Raw genomic sequence first — 18,923 nt, forward strand, 5'->3', positions numbered from 1 at the left:
TGCGAGTGCGAAAAACCGATCGTCTATCATCTGGTCAAGGACTACGACCTCATTGTCAATATCTTCCGCGCCAAAGTAACCCCGGAAGAAGAGGGCTATCTGGTGCTGGACGTCACGGGCACGGAAGAGGCGATCCAGAACGGCATCGATTTCGTCAAGACGTTCAATGTGACCGTCAATTACACCGGCAAGGGGGTCACACGCGACGAAGAGCTCTGTTCCCACTGCGGCTACTGCGTGACCTACTGTCCCACCGAGGCGCTGACCATCGGTGACAGCGCAACCCGCAAGGTCTCCTACCGGGAATCCGAATGCATCGAGTGCATGGCATGCGTCCGTATATGTCCCTTTGGGGCTTTCGCCTCGGCGTTTTAGTAAGTTAGAAATTATTTTTTGCGTTTTTCTACCCATCAAGGGGGGCACTGAAAAGAGTAGCAAAAAATAATTTCGTAAACTTACTTATCCCGTTTATCGGGGTTAGGTCTCCATGAGCCGCAAGCGGGTTTACAGAACGTTCATCCACAAGGAGGCGGTCTTCCGCATCTGCTGCGAAGCCTTCACTGCCGTCACGCGGGAGATCGTCCGGCAACGGGCAATCCTGGAAGACTATGTCCGGCGGGATCTCATTTTCAGGCATACACTGGAACCGCTCGAAGTTCCAGCCGACGCCCCCGAGGTGGCAAAGCGGATGGCCCGCGCGGCCAAGATTGCGGGCGTGGGGCCGATGGCTGCCGTAGCCGGCGCGATGGCCCAGCTCGCCGTCGAGGCTGGTCTTGAGGCCGGCGCCGAAGAGGCTATCGTGGACAACGGAGGAGATATCTATCTGAAGACCACCGGGCCGGTCGTCATAGGCCTTTTCCCCGGCGGTTCCGGAAAGATCGGCCGGCTTGCCTTTTCGCTTCAGGCATCCGACACCCCCCTTTCCATCTGCTCCTCCTCCGGGAAAATGGGTCATTCGCTCAGTCTGGGCCTGTGCGATCTGGCTACCGTGGTCGCGAAGGACGCCGCCCTTGCCGATGCCGTAGCGACGCGGGCCGCCAATCTCGTCAGAACCGTGGAGGATGTGGAAAAGGCTTTGGATACGATGGTGGCCATCGCCGGCGTGAGCGGTTTGCTGATCGTCAAAGACGGCCACGTGGGGTTGGCCGGCAGGGTTCCCCCTCTGGTCAGGATGGGCCGATAACGCGCCATCGAGCATCGCCTGATAGTAATGGCAATACAAAAGAAAAACGTTACAAATAGCTATTTTTTTGATCAAGGTATATTACTGAGCACCAGATGAAAGGTGGCGTTATTTGGGGATGATCGGGGGTGAGCATAACTTCCTGTACTACACACCTGCCAGTCGAACCGGATTATACATGATTTCAGATGGGAATGATGCCGTCCAACGTCATCTCAATTTTTAGTGAACATTAAAAAAATCCCTTGAGAGATAATAAGGATAAGAGTATCGGTTAACAAATGTGGTAAATGGTTGAGTGATTTATAACCCTACGCCCTGGGAGGGTGCTATGGACTGATTACTGAACCCCGTTTTCCAAAAGAGAGCGGGGCTTCCTTTTATGGAGTGCATCAATATGGCCGTGTGCCCGAATTGCGGTTATGAAAGACAAACAAAGGATGAGGGATTTTATGTTCTTGAATTGTCTGTTCCTGATGAGACAAAAGGTAAATACAAAGGAATTTTCGAGGAATCTGTGAAATCATTCTTACCGGAGAGATAAACGTCATGGAGATAAATGAACGGAGATAATATGTTTAGAATTAAGAGGTTATCCTTTTTTTTGTCGATCTGCTTTGGAATTATTTTCATACTATCCATAAGTTCAGCTTCTGCTTTTGCCGCGGAAGGGCCGGAAATATTTGTGCAAATGGGGCATTCCGGGATTAACTCTATCTCCTTTTCTCCAGATGGCAAGTATATCCTGTCAGGGAGTTCGGACAAGACTGCTAAACTTTGGGATGTTGCAACGGGTAGAGAATTAAGAACGTTCGCAGGTCATACCGACGGAGTTACCTCCGTGGTTTTTTCTCCAGAGGGGAAATATGCCTTGTCGGCAAGTCGTGACGGGACACTTAAACTCTGGGACGCGAACACGGGGCAAGCGATAAGGACATTTAAAGATGAGAGTCGAAACGTTGACTGTGTTTATTCCGTGGCGATATCCCCAGACGGTAAAAATGCCCTTGCCGGACACCAGAATGAACTTATCCTTTGGAACACAGCAACGGGGGAAAAGATTAGAAGTGTAAAGGAAGGAGGTGTTCACGCCATCGCATTTTCTGCCGATGGCAGGTATGCCGCAACAGGCGGCGGCAGTAGCCCGCTCAAACTCTGGGATGTAAAAACCTGGGCACAGATCAGAATATTAATATCTCCCGACCTGATTAATTCTGTTGCGTTTTCTCCTAACGGCAGGTTCGTTTTGGCCTCATATTGGGAAAGCTCTGGAAACCATCGTCATGTTACACTGTGGGATGTTAAAACCGGAAAGGCAATATGGACGTTGAATCCCACAAGTTCCGGCGCAGCGGCCTTTTCTCCCGATGGGCGATATGTTTTATCATTTTTTGATAAAAGACAACTCAATCTGATCGAAACAGAAACAGGTAAAGAGATCGCGGCCTTTTTAGTATCAGGAGATGACTATCATGCTGGGCCAATAGCCTTTTCGCCCGACGGAAGATATGTAATATCAGGGATGTCGGGTGGTATTATCAAACTCTGGGATATTGAAACACAAAAAGAAATGAGAGTCTTTAAAGGGTATATGAAAAAGGTTGCCTCTATAGCCGTGTCTGCTGATGGCAGGCGTGCACTTTCTGTTAGTATTGATGTTTTGGATAAAGACTATTTCGTGGTTTGGGATATAGTGGCAGGAAAAGAGGTGAAAACTTTTCCCCTGGGGGGGAACAATATTTCGACACACTTCCCTCAGGCAGCAGCTTTTTCCCCGGATGGAAAATATGTGCTCTCTGGAGGGAGAAATCTCAAACTTTGGAATGTAGAGACGGGGAAGGAAATTAAGTCTTTTGTAAAAGAAGTAAGTACTATTGGCGCGGTAGCTTTTTCTCCAGAAGGTAAGCAGGCACTATCTGAAAATGTGGAAGGCATCAAACTATGGGATGTCATAACCGGAAAAGAGATCAGGACATTCAGCGGCAGTAAACATCCTGGATCCGTCGTCTTTTCGCCCGACGGCCGTTATGCATTGTCGGGAAGCGAATATAATACCACCCTCAAACTATGGGAAGTATCGACAGGAAAGGGAATAAGGACATTCGCCGGGAAGCATTTTACAAGTATTGACTCCATAGCCGTTAGTCCTGATGGACGCTACGCATTGTCAGGCAGCGGCGATCGTACCATCAAGTTATGGGATATTTCAACAGGAAGAGAGATAAGACAATTTACCGGACATGCTGACTTTGTTTACGCTGTCGCCTTTTCCCCTGATGGTAAATATGTATCGTCGGGAAGTGCAGACAACACCGTTAAATTCTGGGACATTTCCACAGGACAAGAGGTATGGGCATCCAGACATTCCTCTTCCGTCGTCTCTATTGCGTTCTCACCTGATGGCAGATATGTCCTCTCCGGGAGTGAAGACGGCACGACTCGTTTCTGGGACAGTGCCACCGGCAAAGAGATTGCTCAATTCATCAGCTTCACCGACGGAGAATGGGTAGTCATCACGCCGAATGGATATTTTAACGCCTCACCTAATGGCGCCAAACATCTCAATGTGCGGGTCGGCAACAACGTCTACGGCATTGATCAGTTTTATGCAAAGTTTTACCGGCCGGAGCTTGTTCAGTTGGCCCTTGCCGGCAAGGAAATGCCCCAAGGCGAGTTGATTACGGATATTGCCGCCCAAAAACCCGCTCCCAACGTTCAGATCCTGTCACCCGTCACCAACAGCTCCGTGGACCAGGATAACGTTGCCGTCACCCTGAAAATCACGGACAGCGGCGGCGGGATCGGGATTGTGAATGTTTATCTTAACGGCGCTCAGGTCGCCAATGATACGCGGGGCGTCATCGTCAAGGGCAAGGCCTCGGCCAACGAAAGGATTCTGTCGTTCACCATACCTCTCATCAAAGGACAAAACGAAATCAGGGCTGTCGCTTTCAATGGGGAGAACTCCATGGAGTCGAATCCCGCCCTGATCAGCGTTATTTCCAGGGCCGCTATGCAGAAACCCAATCTCTATGCCCTGGTTATCGGCATCAATACATACAGGAACCAATCCATCTCGTTGACCTACGCGGTTCCCGATGCCATTGCCTTTGCCGGGACGTTGCAGAAGGTTGCATCCCCTTTGTTTGAGAAGGCTGACATCCGGACGCTGATTACGCCTGAGGCCACGACTAAAGAGGCCATCACCAAAGCCTTTGAAGAAGTACGGCAGATGGTCAAGCCCAACGACCTTTTTATATTCTACAATGCTTCCCACGGTATGGTTGACGTGGTGAATGGCGAAGAGCAGTATTTTTTACTGACGAGTAATGTCCGGCTCCTTTCCTCTCAACATATCAGCAAAGACGCCCTGAGTCACAAAGACCTTGTGAGTCTTATCGGAAGCATCCCGGCGCAGAAGAAACTCGTGATCCTCGACACCTGCAATGCCGGCAAAGGGGGCAAGGAAATTCAGATAGCTCTCTTGCAGCAGACACGAGGCCTCACCGACGCAACAGCGGTCAAGCTCCTGCAGCGGGCTGTCGGCTCATCAGTCTTTTCCGCTTCCGCCGATACGCAACAAGCACTTGAAGGTTATAAAGGACACGGCCTATTCACCTATGTGCTCCTGGAAGGATTGCAGGGCAAGGCGGACTTCAAGAAAGACGGTTTCATAACCGTGAAGGGGCTTGCCCTGCATACAGAGGAGCGGGTGATGACGCTCTCCGAGGAAGTCTTCAAGCGTCAACAGAACCCGATGATTGAGACGGGCGTAAATGATTTTCCGATCGGGAGGGTAAGGTAATTTTACGACAAGCCCGGTCATTAAATAATTAGCGACAGCGCCCTTTTGCTCGGTGATGTCAAAAGTTACATGAAAACCAGCGAAAGGAGGAGGGTTAAGATGAAAACAGCAAAGTATTTCACAAGAATAATGCTTCTGTTTATTTTTGGCATCTGTTTTTATTCCTGCATAGGCCCGGTTCCGGTTGATGTGGTAATGATAGACAATGAACTGTTTTTTGTGCTTGAGGAAGAGCATGAGATTACCTCCCTGGAGGTAAGTACTTTAATAGATAAAAACAAAAGTGGCCCTGATAAATGGAGGTACGAGAATCTTAAGGTGATGTGGTTGCTTGGTTATGATATGAAAACCGAGGTTAAGAAAAGAAAATATCTAAAGTTGCAACAGATAAGATACGGACAGAAGTTTGAAGAGTTTCAAATAACAAAAGGCCCTGTTGAACTGCAAAAAAACGTGGAATATTTTGTCAAAATCAACATGGGGAATAAATTCGCAGGAGAAACATTTATTATCACAAGTGACAACAAAATAGTTATGCCGTCCCCCAAGTTTGTTCGTCAGAAAAAACGCACTTATTCGGTTTCGGTTGATAAGGATGGCAATAAAACACTTATTCTTGAGCCTGTTTCAAAATAGGGGTGCATAAGTGGAAGGCAAGAAGAAATAAAGAAAGACCTTGATAACTTAAAGTGATTTTTCCATTGAGGCAACATTGTTCAGGAGCGAGGGCCGGTGTTCATCATTCCTCCGAACTGCTCCAAAACAATTCTGGCAAACTCCTCAGAGTTTAATTCCATATCCAGTTCCACGCCTTGATAGCCTGATCTCTTCCCGCGCCAGCTTTTTGCCGGTCTCTGTAAAAAACCAGGGAGCGATCTGCTGTTCCAGCCAATTGATGTGAGCGGTCCTATCTACCCGGAAACGCTCTATATCAATTTCTAAACCGACTTGATCAAAGCGCCACAGCTTATCCGCATCTTTGACAATTTCATCGCTGGGCGAAAGCGCCGTCAAGCGGGTATCGTGTCCCTCGATGATGGCCAGTATTTCCGCTGTCTTTTGCGGTTCATAATCCACCTCCAGTAAAATCTCCTGCGCCAGCTTTACCCCCTCAATCTCATGCAGGCGGGTCAGCGCCGGGTCAAACGTGGGCCCGAAGGCCTTCAACTGCAACTCCTCCGGCACCTTGCTCCAACCTACGTCATGGCAGATAGCCGCCGGTAAGGCTACCGAGGCATCGCCTGGCTCACTCGCAAGTAGCCGGGCCGCAAAACGATAAACGATTTCCGTATGAATATCGTTTCTGCGAGTATTCAAGTAGGGCTTGGCTAATTGAAAAATATGGCGGTACTCAGCGTAACCAATGTTGTCCTTAATTTCTTTCCGGCCCAACATCAGTCAAACATTCCCACCATGAGATTGATAATGTAGTCAACATCTTTGGACTTATCCGCTTTTGTATAATTCGCCGGTCTGGCCTGAACCCAGAATATATTTTCCGGAAAGGGGAGGTTTTTATCAACAACCCATTCCATATCCTGGGGAACACCGAAGTGGCTCTCTACATCAAGGGCGGTTTTGGCAATAGCGATCAGCTCTTCATCGTCGAGACAGGGTTTCTCCTGTAACTCTTCGGGGACTTGCACGTACTTTGTCCCGGAAACTTCCCGTACCACCATCCCCTGTTTACGGGTAACCACTCTGCTCACGATCTGCAAATCGTCTTTCTCCACTGTAAACAAATCGGGGGTGACCTCACCGCTGACGACGCTCTCTCCCAACCCCCAATTCCCTTCGATCACCACCTTCGTCGTATCTCCCGTCGTGGGCAATACTGTCAGGACAACGCCCGCCGATTTCGCATCAACCAGTCTCATTACTGCCACGCCGATGGGCGCCCACTCTACCGGCAGGCCCTTTTCGATCCGGTACATCATGGCCCGCACCGTATAAGAACTGCTCCAGACCTTCTTGATATGTTCAATAACCGCATCCGCTCCGGTAATATTCAGATACGTATCCATATGTCCGGGCATACTAACCACGCCGCTCGAACGGACCGCTACCGGTACGTCCGGCAGTCCCACCTTCAGGCACAACTCCCGGTAATAATTGGCTATCTCTTGCCCCATCGGCTCAGGCATCGCCGCAGTCTCAATGAGACGCTGGACGGCACGGCTCTCATCCTGGCATACTTCCACCCTTTTAGACATGTCAAGGCACGGCTCGATACGCTCCCTGACCAAGCGGGCCAGGCCGGTAAGATTCATGAACTCCTCAAATCCTCGCACAGATATGGCAAAGCCGTCGGGCACTCTCATGCCGATCTGACTCATCTCGCCAAGGTTGGCGCACTTCTTCCCTACCAGATCGTTACAATCGGCGCCCAGTTCTTCGAACCTATATATCCATTGCTCCATATCTAGGACTCTTCATCATCTTACCGACCTCCCCGGCCAATAACGTTGGGACGTGTTGCAACGTGCCCCTACAGCACTAATATCGCATCGGATATGTTGAGCTCCAGCATCTTGGTACTCGCGAGGAGCCGAACCAGATTCTTTTTTACGGCCTCGATATCTCCCCCCATTTTCTGGAGTTCTTCGGCGGCTTTCCTTATCTCTTTGATCTTGGCATCCATTTTTCTGATGTCGTACTTGGCTTTCATAATAAATTCTCCTAACCCCGCTACGCGGGACAAGCAAGTTTACGAAATTGCTTGCTGCATAAAGACGCAGCAAGCAATTTCTAACTTGCTAATGTTCTCTAAGATCCTTGAATCTCTTCGCCTTCAAGACGTACCTGGGCAAGCTTTCATAGGGGTGAATTTCCATTTTATACCCGAGATTCGTTTTGACCCGAAGCTGATCTTTTAAACGCCTGAGAATATCCGCTTCATTTTTCTCGCATCCCGGCTTGATCTCTATCCTAAGAAGGATATCATCAATGTCGCCCTTCTTGCTCACCACAACTTCGTATTCGTCACTAAGCTCCTCAAAGCTCCTCACCACTTCTTCGATAGCCGTCGGGGCCAGAAGTACGCCCTTCACCTTGGTAATGTCATCGGCCCGGCCGACGACACCACCGTCAATACTCCGGAAGGTGCGTCCGCACTCGCAGTCATAATCAGCCCAACGGATCACGTCTTTCGAGTCGAAACGGATGCAGGGCTTAGCAATCCGGTCCAGGGCCGTGATAATCATTTTGCCGTTCTTTCCGGGCGTATCTATGATTTCACCGGTATCAATATCCTCTATCTCGACGAGGAAGAAGGCCTCGTTTATGTGGAGGCCTTTCTGGAAGGTGCAATTGTAACTCCACGCACCTATCTCCGTGGCGCCGATGTGATCATATACCTTCGCTCCCCAGGCATCCTCGATCCTCTTCTTCGTGGTAGGAATGCTGGCGCCTGGTTCACCGGCGCAGGTGATTCTCTGGATGCCGATCGAGCGGGGATCAATCCCGATCTTTCTCGCCGTGTCGGCCATGCCGAGCACATAAGTCGGGGTAGCTCCGAAGGCGGTGCACTTGAGTTCCTGCATCTTCATGATCCGGGCCTCCGTGTCCAGCACACCGCCCGGTACGACTTCGCAGCCGAGCTTCTCTGCGCCATAGTGACAGGCCCAGAAGGCAACAAAAATGTTGTAACCGAAGGGGATAAACATCCTGTCCGTATCGCGGTAACCCTGGGCATAAAGTATATAGGCCCAGCACTCCGCCCACCATTCCCAGTCTTGCCAGGTATCGGCCTGATATACAGGGGTTCCCGTGGTACCGCTGGTTTGCCGGAACTCCGTAACCTGGCTGAGCGGCACAGCCAGCATATCACCATAAGGGAAGGGCGGCCGGGTCTGGACGTCTCTCAACATACCCTTATCTGTCTTGGGAACCTTTTTGATGTCCTCGTAGGTTTTGATGTCGCCCGGCTCCATGCCGGCATCCTGGTAAATTTTCCTGTAAAATGGCGAGTTCTCGTAAGCCCAGGTAAATATCCTCTTGAACTTCTTCACCTGAAGCTCCCGCAGCTTTTCGCGCGGCATCGTTTCCATGACAGGGTTCCAGTAAATACTTTCATTCTTGGCCATAGCATCATCCTCACTTAAAATTATTTCGTGCAGTCCTATGTCAGTCCCGATAACATGTCGGTGTTGTTATCCTTTGCCACCGGGACTATCCCCTATAGCGCTTTCGTCATCTCGCCTAAAAGATAGGCAAGCTCCACTCTCCCCGTCGGCGCCAGAATTCTGCTGCTGTAGTCGCCCGCAAAATTGGCCAGCAACCGGCGTCTCTGGAGGCGGTATTCATCCGTGATCATCGCCTTCGCAACATCCACGAGGTTGGTAGTGACTCCTTCCAAAAGAATGCGCAGGGTGTTGCCAATGATGACCTGCCACTCTGCATGAACCAGGATACCCAATTTTGCCAGCATTGGTATATACTCATTCTTCAGGAAGTCCGAGTATTCCGCTTCCGTACCCGGCACTAATTTAAAATACTGGTTAAATCGCCAAGTTCCGAGAGCCATGTTGTAATTAGCCATGGCCACCCGGCCCGTGTCCTTGAGGACGGCGTTGCTGTAACTGTGAACATATTCATGCAGCTCTTTAGTTACTTCCAGAAACTCATCGCCCTGCATGGCCTTTTGCAGGCTCACGAAATCGTCGGTCACTGCCGCGGAGGTGATCCTCGGACCGGATCCCAGAATAACATGGAATCCACCGATGACGTTGAGACCCATCCTCGTCATGGCAGGGAGATGTTTCCGCAGGATAAAATTAGAGTAGTCAACCTCCTTGCCCTTTCTGACTTCAAATTGCTGAACGAACAGAAACATAACTCACCTCCACTTAAATTATAACCTGCCTTGCCGGGATGCGGTTACGACAGAATTACTACTGTTCCCAGATTGGCATCTACCTTTATTCTCTGGCCCGATTTAATCTTCGTCGTTCCTTCGAATACGTTCATCACCACGGGGATGCCGTATTCTCTGCCTACGATGGCGGCGTGGGAGAGACTGCCGCCTCTGTCCACCACCACGCCCTTGATCATTCCGAAGATCGGCGTCCAGGCCGGCGATGTACTCACCGCTATGAGGATATCCCCACGCTGTATGGTGGCGAGATCTTCTTCCTTGAAGACGACCCGGGCGATGCCTTCGGCCACACCGGTGGACCCGCACGTTCCGAAGAGGTCGGCCTTAATATCAGGTCGGGCCGTCGGCATTGTGCCTACGACTACTTTGAGGGCGATCGGGTCCATGGCTTTTATCATCATATCCATGGCTTGCGGCATACTGAAACCATCCCTTAAAATGATGGGCGGGTTCCCGTCCTTGTTCCACTGCGTCCATTCGGCCCGGCGGCGATCTACAATACCCTTAAGATTAAATCTCACGGGGTTGATTCCTGCCTTGCGGACTTCATCCGGCATGAGGAAAAAAATGTCATCCCGTTCGGCGATAGTTCCCGCGGCCGCAAACCGCTTGCCAATATCAATACATGTCTTGCGCAGCAGAGCATGGGTACTCTGGTCGAGGTAGTGGTTATGCTCTTCACTGAAACGGCTGCAGTTCTGAGCAATTTTCATAAGCGTGGAAAACCATCCCCTCTGTTCGGGTGAGACCTTGTTCAGCAACTCCACTTCTGTTTTTTTTCTTTCCTGTTCGAGAGACAATCTCTTCTTTTCGAGATCAAACGCCTCTCCCGCCTTCAGATAAACCAACACCTTGTCGAAGGCCTGAGCTATATCTTCCGACCACGTGGGCAAGCAGATCTCTGCCATTCTTTCCATCCGCCAGCCGGCTTTCGTGTCCAGGAACACCGCGAAGTCTTTGAGAAAATCGCGCCCCTTGTCGGTTGCCTGGAGCTTGGCCTCCCAATCTTTGGGGGCAGTCGCCTGCAGTGTTGCTTCCATGCCGATATCCCTTAACTTCTGGGCATAGTCGCACAGACCGCGGTCAACACGGAAACTCTCATTATCGAAGCCACTCATGAGCTTCTGGAAATCAGGATGGGTATCATCAATGTTCAGCAGATGCTTGCAGAGCTTTTCAAACAGTACGAAGGGCGTGTAGGTGCCGTACATCATATACATGTGGATTTCCCACATTCTACGGCATGTGGCGATTGCGTATTCGAAGTTTTCCAGGAGTTCTATCTGGGTCGCTTTTTCGCCGTCCACCGCCTTAATTTTCCGGTAACGGACGAACAGCTCCTCCAGTAAGCCCGTCCAGAGTTTGTCATAGTCCTCCACGAAAGGCCGGATCGCCTGACTGAACTTCGCCTCCCGGGCCCGCTTTTCTTCCTCCGAGCCCACCAATAACAGCGTCAGGTAAGCGCCGCCATCTTTAAAACGCCAGTCCCAGCCATTGACGGTGGGCAACTGCAGAGTCTCAGCCCCGTACTGCATCCCGTGACGGCAGAAATTGATCCAGAACCACCCGAACATCGGCGTCCAAGGAGGAACAGAGTGGGTACCGTCAAGAAACCAGGCGGGGGACTGTTCAAGATCTGTTTTCTCATCAAATTCAAATCCCGGCACACAATCATAAATCTTCATCGCATGCTCCCTGCATAATTACTTCTGGGGACAGAATTCAATTCTGTCCCCAGGGGTTAAATGTCTTACAGCTTCTTAGTGCATGGCCCGTCCACCATCCACGAGTATTATCTCCCCCGTGATAAAGTCAGCGTCATCAGAAGCCAGAAAAAGTGCCGCTCCAACGATGTCTTCGGCCGTGCCCAGTCTCCGGAGCGGTGTCTTCGATGTGTCATATTTTGTCACATCCGCTATGGTGCGGCTCGCCTCGGTGTCGGTAAAACCCGGCGCTACTGCGTTAACCGTGATGTTGTTCGGTCCCAGTTCGGCGGCCAGAGCCCTGGTTAATCCCACCACCCCGCCTTTGGAGGCAACATAATGGACAAAACCATTAGAACCGGTGAAAAATACCTCGGAGGTCAGGTTGATGATCTTCCCCTTCCCCTGTGCCTTCATACTGGGAAAGACCGTCCGGGCACAGATCCAGGGTCCCTTGACGTTGATGTTCATCATCAGATCCCACTCTTCAGGCGGGACCTTATCGAAGGGTTTCCGCTCGATGCCAAAATAGTAGGCGGCATTATTGACCAGTACATCTATTCTTCCGAACTTCTTCAAGGTCTCATCAGCCACTTTCTGCATATCATCGAGTTTCGTAACGTCCGCCTGGAAAAAAATACATTCCGCGCCTTTGGCTTTTACTTCCGCTGCTGCTTTATTGAGGCCATCCATGTCTTTCCGAGTCACGAGTACCAGCCGGGCGCCTTCCTCGGCAAACCTCACGGCAAAGGCCTTGCCCAGCCCTTTCCCAGCTCCCGTAATGATTACCACTTTCCCCTCTAATCTTTTCATAGGTTATTGATATTACCTCCTTTAATGATTTTTACTCACATCTAAGATTAAGATGTTCACGTTTTAAGTGTTGAAGCGCTGTCAAGTTTGACAACAAATCGTCCCTCGCGTATGCCCATACCCCTGGCGACCGGATCGCACTTGATTTTCAAAAGGTAGAGCGCAGGCTTTCCCTGTGTTTCTCCACGCAGGGCATCATAGTTTCCGGTTCCTTTCGAAATCACGAGATCGCTCTCACGAAAAGCCCGGTCGGCGGCAGAGTTGCCTTTCCCGGGGACAAAAACCTTGTTGACCGTCACCACCTTATCTGCCGTGCGGTCGAGGTTGTAAAAGACCGCATCCGCCCGCGTAGCATCCTCAAAATAAGCCGGTTTCTTAACCACCAGGGTTACGTTCTTGCCCATTTCCTTCAGTTGTGTCACCAGGAGCGAGTCAAAACCGATCTCGCCTGCGTTATCGGTTACATAGAAGATATGGCGTGACTGGAGAGCGGCTTGGTACACGTCGCCCACAACGACGGGCAAGGGACCCGTCCCATCCATAATGGCAAGGACTTCCGGAAAGGCAAAGGCTTTCCCCCCGGTGGGTGCGCCCATGGGGGATACGTTCCCGGCGGCAGCAAGAAAACATGCCCTTTTGAACCTTCCCGACGACGTTCTGGCCTTATTGATATATAATTTAGCCTGCGGCAGTAATCCCGCGACGTACTCATTCGTCTCCTGCTTGATCCCCTCCCAAAAATCCGACTGCGGGGTAACAAACTCGTAGATTAATTCCACCGCCTGGTTACACAGGACACCCATGTTGGCAGAGGCCTTGATTTCGTGGGAAAGGAGCCGGGCGATATTCTTGAACAGTTGGGGAATGTCCTTATTCCCATTCTGCGCTATCGCCCGACCGTAAACCCACTCCAGAATACACAATCCACATTTTACGTCCGGTTTCATGTGCTGGCCTCTATCCGGTATTTTCTTGTCATCCCCGAGTGCTTTTATCGGGGATATTGCTACCAGCCGCGTTCTTCCCAGGGCTTGTATTTCAGACCCAGATCCTCGGCAATAACCTTATAACAGTTGTAACTGCTGCCGCGACCGATGCCGTGGCCAGAATGCGCCGCCGATGAACAGAGGTAGTAATTCTTCACGGGCAGACGATAACCCGATATCTCCGGGAAGGGTCTCAATCTTCCAGAACACTCATAGTGGGCATCGAGCGCTCCCCAACCGCCCTGAGGCATACAGGGATTTCTGTTGACCACATCGTCCGGCGTGGCAATCCATCCGGAAATGAAGTTATCCATCGTCACATTGGGGGCGTATTTACCCCATTCTTCCACCATGCGGAACTCAATCTCTTTCTTCATTCTCAGCCACTCTCTCTCCGAGAATTGTCTCCAGGGACACGTGAACTCCTCTACGAGGGCCGCGAATCTCCCTGCCGGGGCGCGTGTCTTATCCCACTGTACGTCCGGCGCCACCAAGAGATAAAGCTGATCGGCAATCCCTTTTTCCCAGCGTTCCTTCTGATAACGGCCGCTCAGGAAATACTCGGGATCCGCCTTGCCGAAGTATAACCTGGGAACCATTCCCAATTCCGCGTTCATCGGGTACACGGGGGCTTCCATCAGGGCAATATTCCCCCACATAAGCTGAGTCCGCTCATAACCCTTTTCTTCCAACGTCGCCGGTTTTACCTTCAGTTTCTGCGCCTTATCCCAGAGCTCATCGGGCGTCCACTCCTTGCCCACGGCTTCCAAGGTTAGTTCTACGCTCAAATCGCTCACGACGATGTCTGCCAGCACCCGGTCGCCATTCTTCAATTCGATTCCGTAGGCCTTGTTGTTATCTACCAGGACTTTCTTTACTTCGTTGAGAACAAAAAATTCTCCTCCGTACTGCTCAAAAGCCCGGAGAAGGGCATGGGTAATACTGTGCGTCCCGCCCGTTACGATCGCCGCGGCATCCATGGAGAGGATGAGGCCCAGGGCGTGAACATGCCAATATGGTCCCGGTCTGTCGCAGGGCAGCAGGCCGTTGGAGGTCTGGATAGCCCGCATGTAGAAGGTCTGCATCTCAGGACTCTTAAACATCCTGGTGGCGATCTCTCCGACGGTTGCCATACACATATCTTTATCCAGACCATCTTTCGGATCGTCAAACAGTGCCTCGAGGGGATCAGGTCCCGTGCCCCATTCGCCAGGTCCCGTGTAACGGTAAAGTCCAAAAGCCTTTTTCCACTTATTTTTGAAGCGCCTGATGATATCCTCAACCGTATTGGCATCGTCCTGGTTGATCTTGGCAATCTCTTTGATCGTGTAGTCGGCCGCCGACTGCGAGAATTCCGCCCGGCCCGTGAGAGGATCCACTACCGGAAAGATCGTTTTTCCCATAATGTAGCTACCGTCAGGATAAATCCACGCCTCGTTGTTCTCCGGGAACAGGTAAACCAACCCGTAGTCTCGCAAATTAAAATCGGCGTACGCCGGATTCGTATAAAATCTCGTAAAGTGCGCACATACATTCTGTATGAAACCCGGCAGCGGCAACTCTTCACCGCAGGCGCCTCCACCCATCTCGTGCCACCGCTCAAACATTGCTGTCTTGAGACCGGCCCGCTGCAGATAACACGCGATTATAGTTGCGTGATGCCCACCTCCGACTACAACTGCATCATACTTTTTATCTGGCATAATACCCTCCCTGTACATGTATCCTTATGGGGACAGAATCGAATTCTGTCCCCTGTAATGTTAAAAAATCACTTTTTCCTTACGGGAATGGACATGGGACCTGCTGACGCCGGTCCGGAGCCAACAGCTTTCGACGGAACGGCCGGAGCCGACAGGTTCGCGGCGGCGGCGTCAGACTTCCCGGCCGACGCTGCCACATTATAATCCGGTCCCTTCATAAAGAGGAACTTAAGGCATTTGAAAATCAGTCCCGGACTGCTGAGGATGATCATTATCATTTCCCTTAAATCAGGCGGGTCAACAAATGCTCGCACCGTCCAGTGAACGGGATTAGTAATTTCGACCTCCACCAGGAGCCGCATCGGTTCTTTAGAACCGTCTGTGGGCTGCTCCAGGGTTGAGGGGACTACAGTAGTGGTGATAATCTTGTCGATTCTCCCCGTCAGCAATGTCCTACCTAAGCCGGTGGATCTTACAAACATGGCATTCTCCTTTCTATGAAATTAAAATAACCCGAGGTCTCTCGCCTCTTTAACGCCGCGCGGCTCGGGCCACCATTTCTTGACCCCCAGATCCTCGGCAATCTTTTCGGCGGCGTTGAAGCCGGGCCCATAGGTAATCATGCCGCCCGAATGGGTGGATGATCCGCCGATGTAGAGCTTCTTTATCGTCGTATCATGCTGGCTGCAGTATTCGTTGGGCCGGAAATAACCCATCTGCAACGGAAGATAGGCGCCCTGTTTGAAACAACCCTGCTTCATGTCGGGGAACTTGTTTTCCGTATCTAACGGCGTGCCGATGTAATCCCAGACGATCGAATCCTTGTTCATGTTCGGCGCGTACTTGGCAAGGGTGGCCTTGCATTGTTCCGCATAGGGCCTTCTCATCTTGTTCCACGCCAAGGCGCCTCCGTCTTTCAGGTTGTAGGGGGCGCACTCCATAGAAATGAGACCGATATGTTTTACGAAGCTGCCGGGATGGCGATGCATGCGGACCGGGTCATGGATGGACGGAAAGCAGCAGTTGAAGCCGCCGTTGTGCAGTTCCCCTCGCTTGGAAGCCTCAAAGTGGTTGATCAGGTCCTGCTCGCATTCATAGTCCATAACATAAATCAGGGCATCGGCGAGTTCCGGATGCTGATCGAATATCTTGAAGTGTGGTCGCTCCGTAAGGGCCAGATGGACGGTGAAAAAGCTCATATCGGAATACTTCCACTGATCCAGCCTGGTTATCATTTCCGGTTCAAGATACTCCTTGCCCACATAGTCATAGAAGGTCTGATGAGGGTTAAGGGTGCTGCAAACGAATTTGCTGGCCTTGATTATCGTCCCGTCATCAAGTTCCACGCCTTTGGCTTCATTGTTTTCGATGATGATTTTTTTGATTACGCAGCCGCTGATTACCCGGCTGCCGTTCTCGGAAATATACTTTCCCATCAGGTGGGCCACATGATGCGAGCCCATGTGACTCAGGCGGAAATGCCACCCCCGGTTGATCATCAGGGGCACCAGATAACCCAGACCTTCGAGGTCGTAATCCAGCCCCCACATGGTGGCAAGATAGAGAAAGAGTGTCCGTACCTTGTCGTTTTCAAACCAGGTGTCAACGATCTGGCGGGGCGTGTATCCCGTCAATTCGTCATCCCACTTCGTCGCCGGATGGAGCTCCAACTTGGCCGCCTGCTCCAAACTCGGCAGCGGATTGACGTAACTTGCCGGAGCAAGGAAAACATCCATCGCCTCATCGGAAATGCCGACGAAGTTGAGGAAGGACTCGGCATCCTTCTCAGAAAACTTTCTAATGGACTCGGCTGACTTTACCGGGTCACTGTACAGGGCCAAGTAGGTGCCATCCTGAAAGGGCATGACGATCTGGAGATCGGGATATATCCATTTCAGGTCATACCTCGTTTCGAGCTCGAAATCCCTCAAGGGCGGCGCGTACTCGCACATCATGTGGTAGATGGCGTGACTGTCCACCAGCATGCCCGGCAGCAGCAGGTTTTCCGTGGCCAGCCCCCCTCCGATCTCGTATCTCCTCTCCAGAACCGCAATTTTCAACCCTGCCTTGGCGAGATATCCCGCCGTAGTGAGTCCATTTGGACCGGCGCCGATGATAATGCCATCAAATTCCAATTCCCTCATAGTTCCGCCTCCTCACTGTTTCAATAACTATTTTTCTATCACCATTGTACTATAAAAAATAACTGGCCTGTTAAATCTTGGTGCGTGTTTATATTTTAAATCTTGACAGGTCAAGACAATTAATTTTATAGTTTGCTTAATTAAATTGTAACACCTCGGGTTGTTCGGAATGATGAATCTTAATCAGTTGCGGGCGTTGTACTGCGTTGTCAAGCAAGGCACCTTTGCCAAGGCAGCGGCAGAGCTATGCGTCACCGAGCCGGCCGTTTACATCCAGGTGCGCTCCCTGGAGCGTGATATGGGCTTCACCCTGCTCGACAGATTCGGCAAGGAATTGCGTCCCACCGAGATCGGCAAGCTTCTCTTTGATTACGCCGAGAAGATATTCAGCCTCGTCGAGGAAGCGGCGTATGCGGTGAAGGAGCTGCAGGATCTCAAAAAAGGCTGTTTACGCCTGGGCGCCGCCAAGGCCCTGGCCCAGTACCTCTTGCCGGTCATCGTCTCTTCTTTTCAGGACCGGTACCCGCATATAGCCGTCCACCTTGACGAAAGGAGTTCCCGGGGGCTGGTTGACGGCATCCTGCACCATCGGTTTGAGCTGGCAATTGTAGCCAGGGTCCCCTACCCGGAAAGTTTGGCCATCATACCTTTCACAAGAGACGAGCTAGTCCTTGTGGCTTCACCGCGCAGTAAGTTGCTCAAGAAAGCCAGGGTGACCCTTCAAGATCTGACCACAGAGCCCATCATTCTCACCGACGCCAAATCGGCCACCAAATTTACCATCTGGCATGAATTTGAGCAGAGAGGTCTAACGCCTGCGTCCATCATTGAAGCCGGGAATACGGAATTCATCAAGTCCCTGGTAAAAAAAGGCAAGGGATATGCCTTTCTTTCCAGCATCTGTGTCAGGGAGGATATACGGAATGGGACGCTCGTTGCCATACCCCTTGATGAAGGCAGCATTACCATGGGCATAGATATCATCCATCTGAAGGGTAAGACACTGTCCCCGGCGGCGGCGACATTTCTCTACTTTCTTCAGGAAAACAAGGGATCACGCAACTTGACAACGCTTGCGGATGATTTGTTGGAAATGGTTTAAACGGCCCCGGAAGGAAGAATATGTTCAGTATGAATCCCAAGCCCTGGACGCTGATATCCACTGAGCGCAGTAAATCCTGTCGCATCTTCGACCTGCGCACGGATCGGGCCTGCTCGCCACGCACCGGCCAGGCTCATGATTTTTTTATCATTGAGTCGTCGCCGTGGGTGAATATTCTGCCGCTGACGCCCGATAACAACGTCGTCATGGTGCGTCAGTACCGCCATGGCACGCGCGAGGTGACGCTGGAGCTTCCGGGCGGACTCGTGGAAAGCACTGATTCACCGGCGAGCGCCGCCTTGCGGGAGCTGCAGGAAGAGACGGGCTACGGGGCGGATGCGGTTATTCCGCTTTCGTCCGTCCATCCCAATCCGGCCCTGCAGAATAATCTCTGTTACGCATTTCTGGCCGAGAATGTTTACTCCATTGGTGCTCAAAAGCAGGACGAGCGGGAAGATATTGCCGTCGTACTCGAACCGCTGGCCGACATCCCGCGCCTGATCAGGGAAGGAGTGATTACGCACGCCCTTGTTGTTGCGGCCTTTTATCGCTACTATATCGAGTATAAAATTTGATTGTCTCGCCAAAGGTCAAAAATGCCCAAGAAT

18 protein-coding genes are annotated in these 18,923 nt (G+C 51.2%); 6 read left to right on the forward strand and 12 right to left on the reverse strand.

Translation table 11 applies throughout. The features are described 5' to 3' along the window. Both NT140_11855 and NT140_11860 read left to right on the forward strand, forming a co-directional pair. Positions 1-375 (forward strand): 4Fe-4S binding protein (locus NT140_11855; GenBank protein MCX5832557.1); only part of this gene is annotated, 375 nt, incomplete at its 5' end. Between the two features lie 112 nt (positions 376-487). Continuing rightward, entirely contained in the window at positions 488-1,183 is a 696-nt protein-coding gene (locus NT140_11860; GenBank protein ID MCX5832558.1) for a UPF0280 family protein, read from the forward strand. A 450-nt stretch (positions 1,184-1,633) separates the two neighbouring features. On the opposite strand, the gene NT140_11865 is transcribed toward NT140_11860, so the two are convergent. Continuing rightward, positions 1,634-1,921, reverse strand: a complete 288-nt coding sequence (locus tag NT140_11865) for a hypothetical protein (protein MCX5832559.1) — start codon at positions 1,919-1,921, stop codon at positions 1,634-1,636. Here NT140_11865 and NT140_11870 point away from each other — a divergent pair. Together NT140_11870 and NT140_11875 are read left to right on the forward strand one after the other, a co-directional pair. After that, a complete protein-coding gene (locus NT140_11870) occupies positions 1,875-4,988 on the forward strand; it encodes a caspase family protein (GenBank protein MCX5832560.1) in 3,114 nt (1,037 codons plus the stop codon). The two genes, NT140_11865 and NT140_11870, sit on opposite strands and share 47 nt — an antisense overlap. A gap of 99 nt (positions 4,989-5,087) precedes the next feature. Beyond that, on the forward strand, positions 5,088-5,624 hold the full coding sequence (locus NT140_11875) for a hypothetical protein (protein ID MCX5832561.1): 537 nt from the start codon (positions 5,088-5,090) through the stop codon (positions 5,622-5,624). Between the two features lie 144 nt (positions 5,625-5,768). Here NT140_11875 and NT140_11880 read toward each other — a convergent pair whose 3' ends face one another. From NT140_11880 to NT140_11930, 11 genes are all read right to left on the reverse strand, one after another. Next, positions 5,769-6,383, reverse strand: coding sequence for an HD domain-containing protein (locus NT140_11880; GenBank protein MCX5832562.1), 615 nt, complete (start codon positions 6,381-6,383; stop codon positions 5,769-5,771). Then, entirely contained in the window at positions 6,383-7,408 is a 1,026-nt protein-coding gene (locus NT140_11885) for a PEP/pyruvate-binding domain-containing protein (protein MCX5832563.1), read from the reverse strand. The genes NT140_11880 and NT140_11885 overlap by 1 nt, the downstream gene beginning before the upstream one ends. 68 nt (positions 7,409-7,476) lie before the next feature. Beyond that, positions 7,477-7,656: a hypothetical protein gene (locus NT140_11890; protein ID MCX5832564.1), complete on the reverse strand. Its 180-nt coding sequence runs from the start codon at positions 7,654-7,656 to the stop codon at positions 7,477-7,479. Between the two features lie 88 nt (positions 7,657-7,744). Further along, complete coding sequence (locus NT140_11895) at positions 7,745-9,073, reverse strand: phenylacetate--CoA ligase family protein (protein MCX5832565.1); 1,329 nt, start codon at positions 9,071-9,073, stop codon at positions 7,745-7,747. Positions 9,074-9,165: 92 nt separating this feature from the next. Further along, on the reverse strand, positions 9,166-9,822 hold the full coding sequence (locus tag NT140_11900) for a hypothetical protein (protein ID MCX5832566.1): 657 nt from the start codon (positions 9,820-9,822) through the stop codon (positions 9,166-9,168). A 44-nt stretch (positions 9,823-9,866) separates the two neighbouring features. Further along, on the reverse strand, positions 9,867-11,549 hold the full coding sequence (locus NT140_11905; protein ID MCX5832567.1) for a PEP-utilizing enzyme: 1,683 nt from the start codon (positions 11,547-11,549) through the stop codon (positions 9,867-9,869). Between the two features lie 75 nt (positions 11,550-11,624). Beyond that, complete coding sequence (locus NT140_11910) at positions 11,625-12,380, reverse strand: SDR family oxidoreductase (GenBank protein MCX5832568.1); 756 nt, start codon at positions 12,378-12,380, stop codon at positions 11,625-11,627. A gap of 56 nt (positions 12,381-12,436) precedes the next feature. Further along, positions 12,437-13,327: an ARMT1-like domain-containing protein gene (locus NT140_11915; protein ID MCX5832569.1), complete on the reverse strand. Its 891-nt coding sequence runs from the start codon at positions 13,325-13,327 to the stop codon at positions 12,437-12,439. A 59-nt stretch (positions 13,328-13,386) separates the two neighbouring features. After that, on the reverse strand, positions 13,387-15,069 hold the full coding sequence (locus NT140_11920; protein ID MCX5832570.1) for an NAD(P)/FAD-dependent oxidoreductase: 1,683 nt from the start codon (positions 15,067-15,069) through the stop codon (positions 13,387-13,389). A gap of 68 nt (positions 15,070-15,137) precedes the next feature. Further along, positions 15,138-15,551: a hypothetical protein gene (locus NT140_11925; protein ID MCX5832571.1), complete on the reverse strand. Its 414-nt coding sequence runs from the start codon at positions 15,549-15,551 to the stop codon at positions 15,138-15,140. Positions 15,552-15,572: 21 nt separating this feature from the next. Continuing rightward, a complete protein-coding gene (locus NT140_11930; GenBank protein MCX5832572.1) occupies positions 15,573-17,213 on the reverse strand; it encodes an NAD(P)/FAD-dependent oxidoreductase in 1,641 nt (546 codons plus the stop codon). Positions 17,214-17,382: 169 nt separating this feature from the next. On the opposite strand from NT140_11930, the gene NT140_11935 reads away from it, so the two are divergent. Together NT140_11935 and NT140_11940 are read left to right on the forward strand one after the other, a co-directional pair. Then, entirely contained in the window at positions 17,383-18,315 is a 933-nt protein-coding gene (locus NT140_11935; GenBank protein ID MCX5832573.1) for a LysR family transcriptional regulator, read from the forward strand. Positions 18,316-18,335: 20 nt separating this feature from the next. Continuing rightward, positions 18,336-18,890, forward strand: a complete 555-nt coding sequence (locus NT140_11940) for an NUDIX hydrolase (protein MCX5832574.1) — start codon at positions 18,336-18,338, stop codon at positions 18,888-18,890. Positions 18,891-18,923: the final 33 nt, after the last annotated feature.

Source organism: Deltaproteobacteria bacterium (assembly GCA_026388415.1).
Taxonomy (GTDB): Bacteria; Desulfobacterota; Syntrophia; order Syntrophales; family JACQWR01; genus JAPLJV01.

Bases quoted from the DNA above. Each gene is read 5' to 3' on its own strand.
- NT140_11900 (MCX5832566.1), bottom strand. From the start codon at position 9,822: ATGTTTCTGTTCGTTCAGCAATTTGAAGTCAGAAAGGGCAAGGAGGTT.
- NT140_11925 (MCX5832571.1), bottom strand. From the start codon at position 15,551: ATGTTTGTAAGATCCACCGGCTTAGGTAGGACATTGCTGACGGGGAGA.
- NT140_11935 (MCX5832573.1), top strand. From the start codon at position 17,383: ATGATGAATCTTAATCAGTTGCGGGCGTTGTACTGCGTTGTCAAGCAA.
- NT140_11920 (MCX5832570.1), bottom strand. From the start codon at position 15,069: ATGCCAGATAAAAAGTATGATGCAGTTGTAGTCGGAGGTGGGCATCAC.
- NT140_11905 (MCX5832567.1), bottom strand. From the start codon at position 11,549: ATGAAGATTTATGATTGTGTGCCGGGATTTGAATTTGATGAGAAAACA.
- NT140_11870 (MCX5832560.1), top strand. From the start codon at position 1,875: ATGGGGCATTCCGGGATTAACTCTATCTCCTTTTCTCCAGATGGCAAG.
- NT140_11930 (MCX5832572.1), bottom strand. From the start codon at position 17,213: ATGAGGGAATTGGAATTTGATGGCATTATCATCGGCGCCGGTCCAAAT.
- NT140_11860 (MCX5832558.1), top strand. From the start codon at position 488: ATGAGCCGCAAGCGGGTTTACAGAACGTTCATCCACAAGGAGGCGGTC.
- NT140_11875 (MCX5832561.1), top strand. From the start codon at position 5,088: ATGAAAACAGCAAAGTATTTCACAAGAATAATGCTTCTGTTTATTTTT.
- NT140_11885 (MCX5832563.1), bottom strand. From the start codon at position 7,408: ATGGAGCAATGGATATATAGGTTCGAAGAACTGGGCGCCGATTGTAAC.
- NT140_11910 (MCX5832568.1), bottom strand. From the start codon at position 12,380: ATGAAAAGATTAGAGGGGAAAGTGGTAATCATTACGGGAGCTGGGAAA.
- NT140_11915 (MCX5832569.1), bottom strand. From the start codon at position 13,327: ATGAAACCGGACGTAAAATGTGGATTGTGTATTCTGGAGTGGGTTTAC.
- NT140_11890 (MCX5832564.1), bottom strand. From the start codon at position 7,656: ATGAAAGCCAAGTACGACATCAGAAAAATGGATGCCAAGATCAAAGAG.
- NT140_11940 (MCX5832574.1), top strand. From the start codon at position 18,336: ATGTTCAGTATGAATCCCAAGCCCTGGACGCTGATATCCACTGAGCGC.
- NT140_11895 (MCX5832565.1), bottom strand. From the start codon at position 9,073: ATGGCCAAGAATGAAAGTATTTACTGGAACCCTGTCATGGAAACGATG.
- NT140_11880 (MCX5832562.1), bottom strand. From the start codon at position 6,383: ATGTTGGGCCGGAAAGAAATTAAGGACAACATTGGTTACGCTGAGTAC.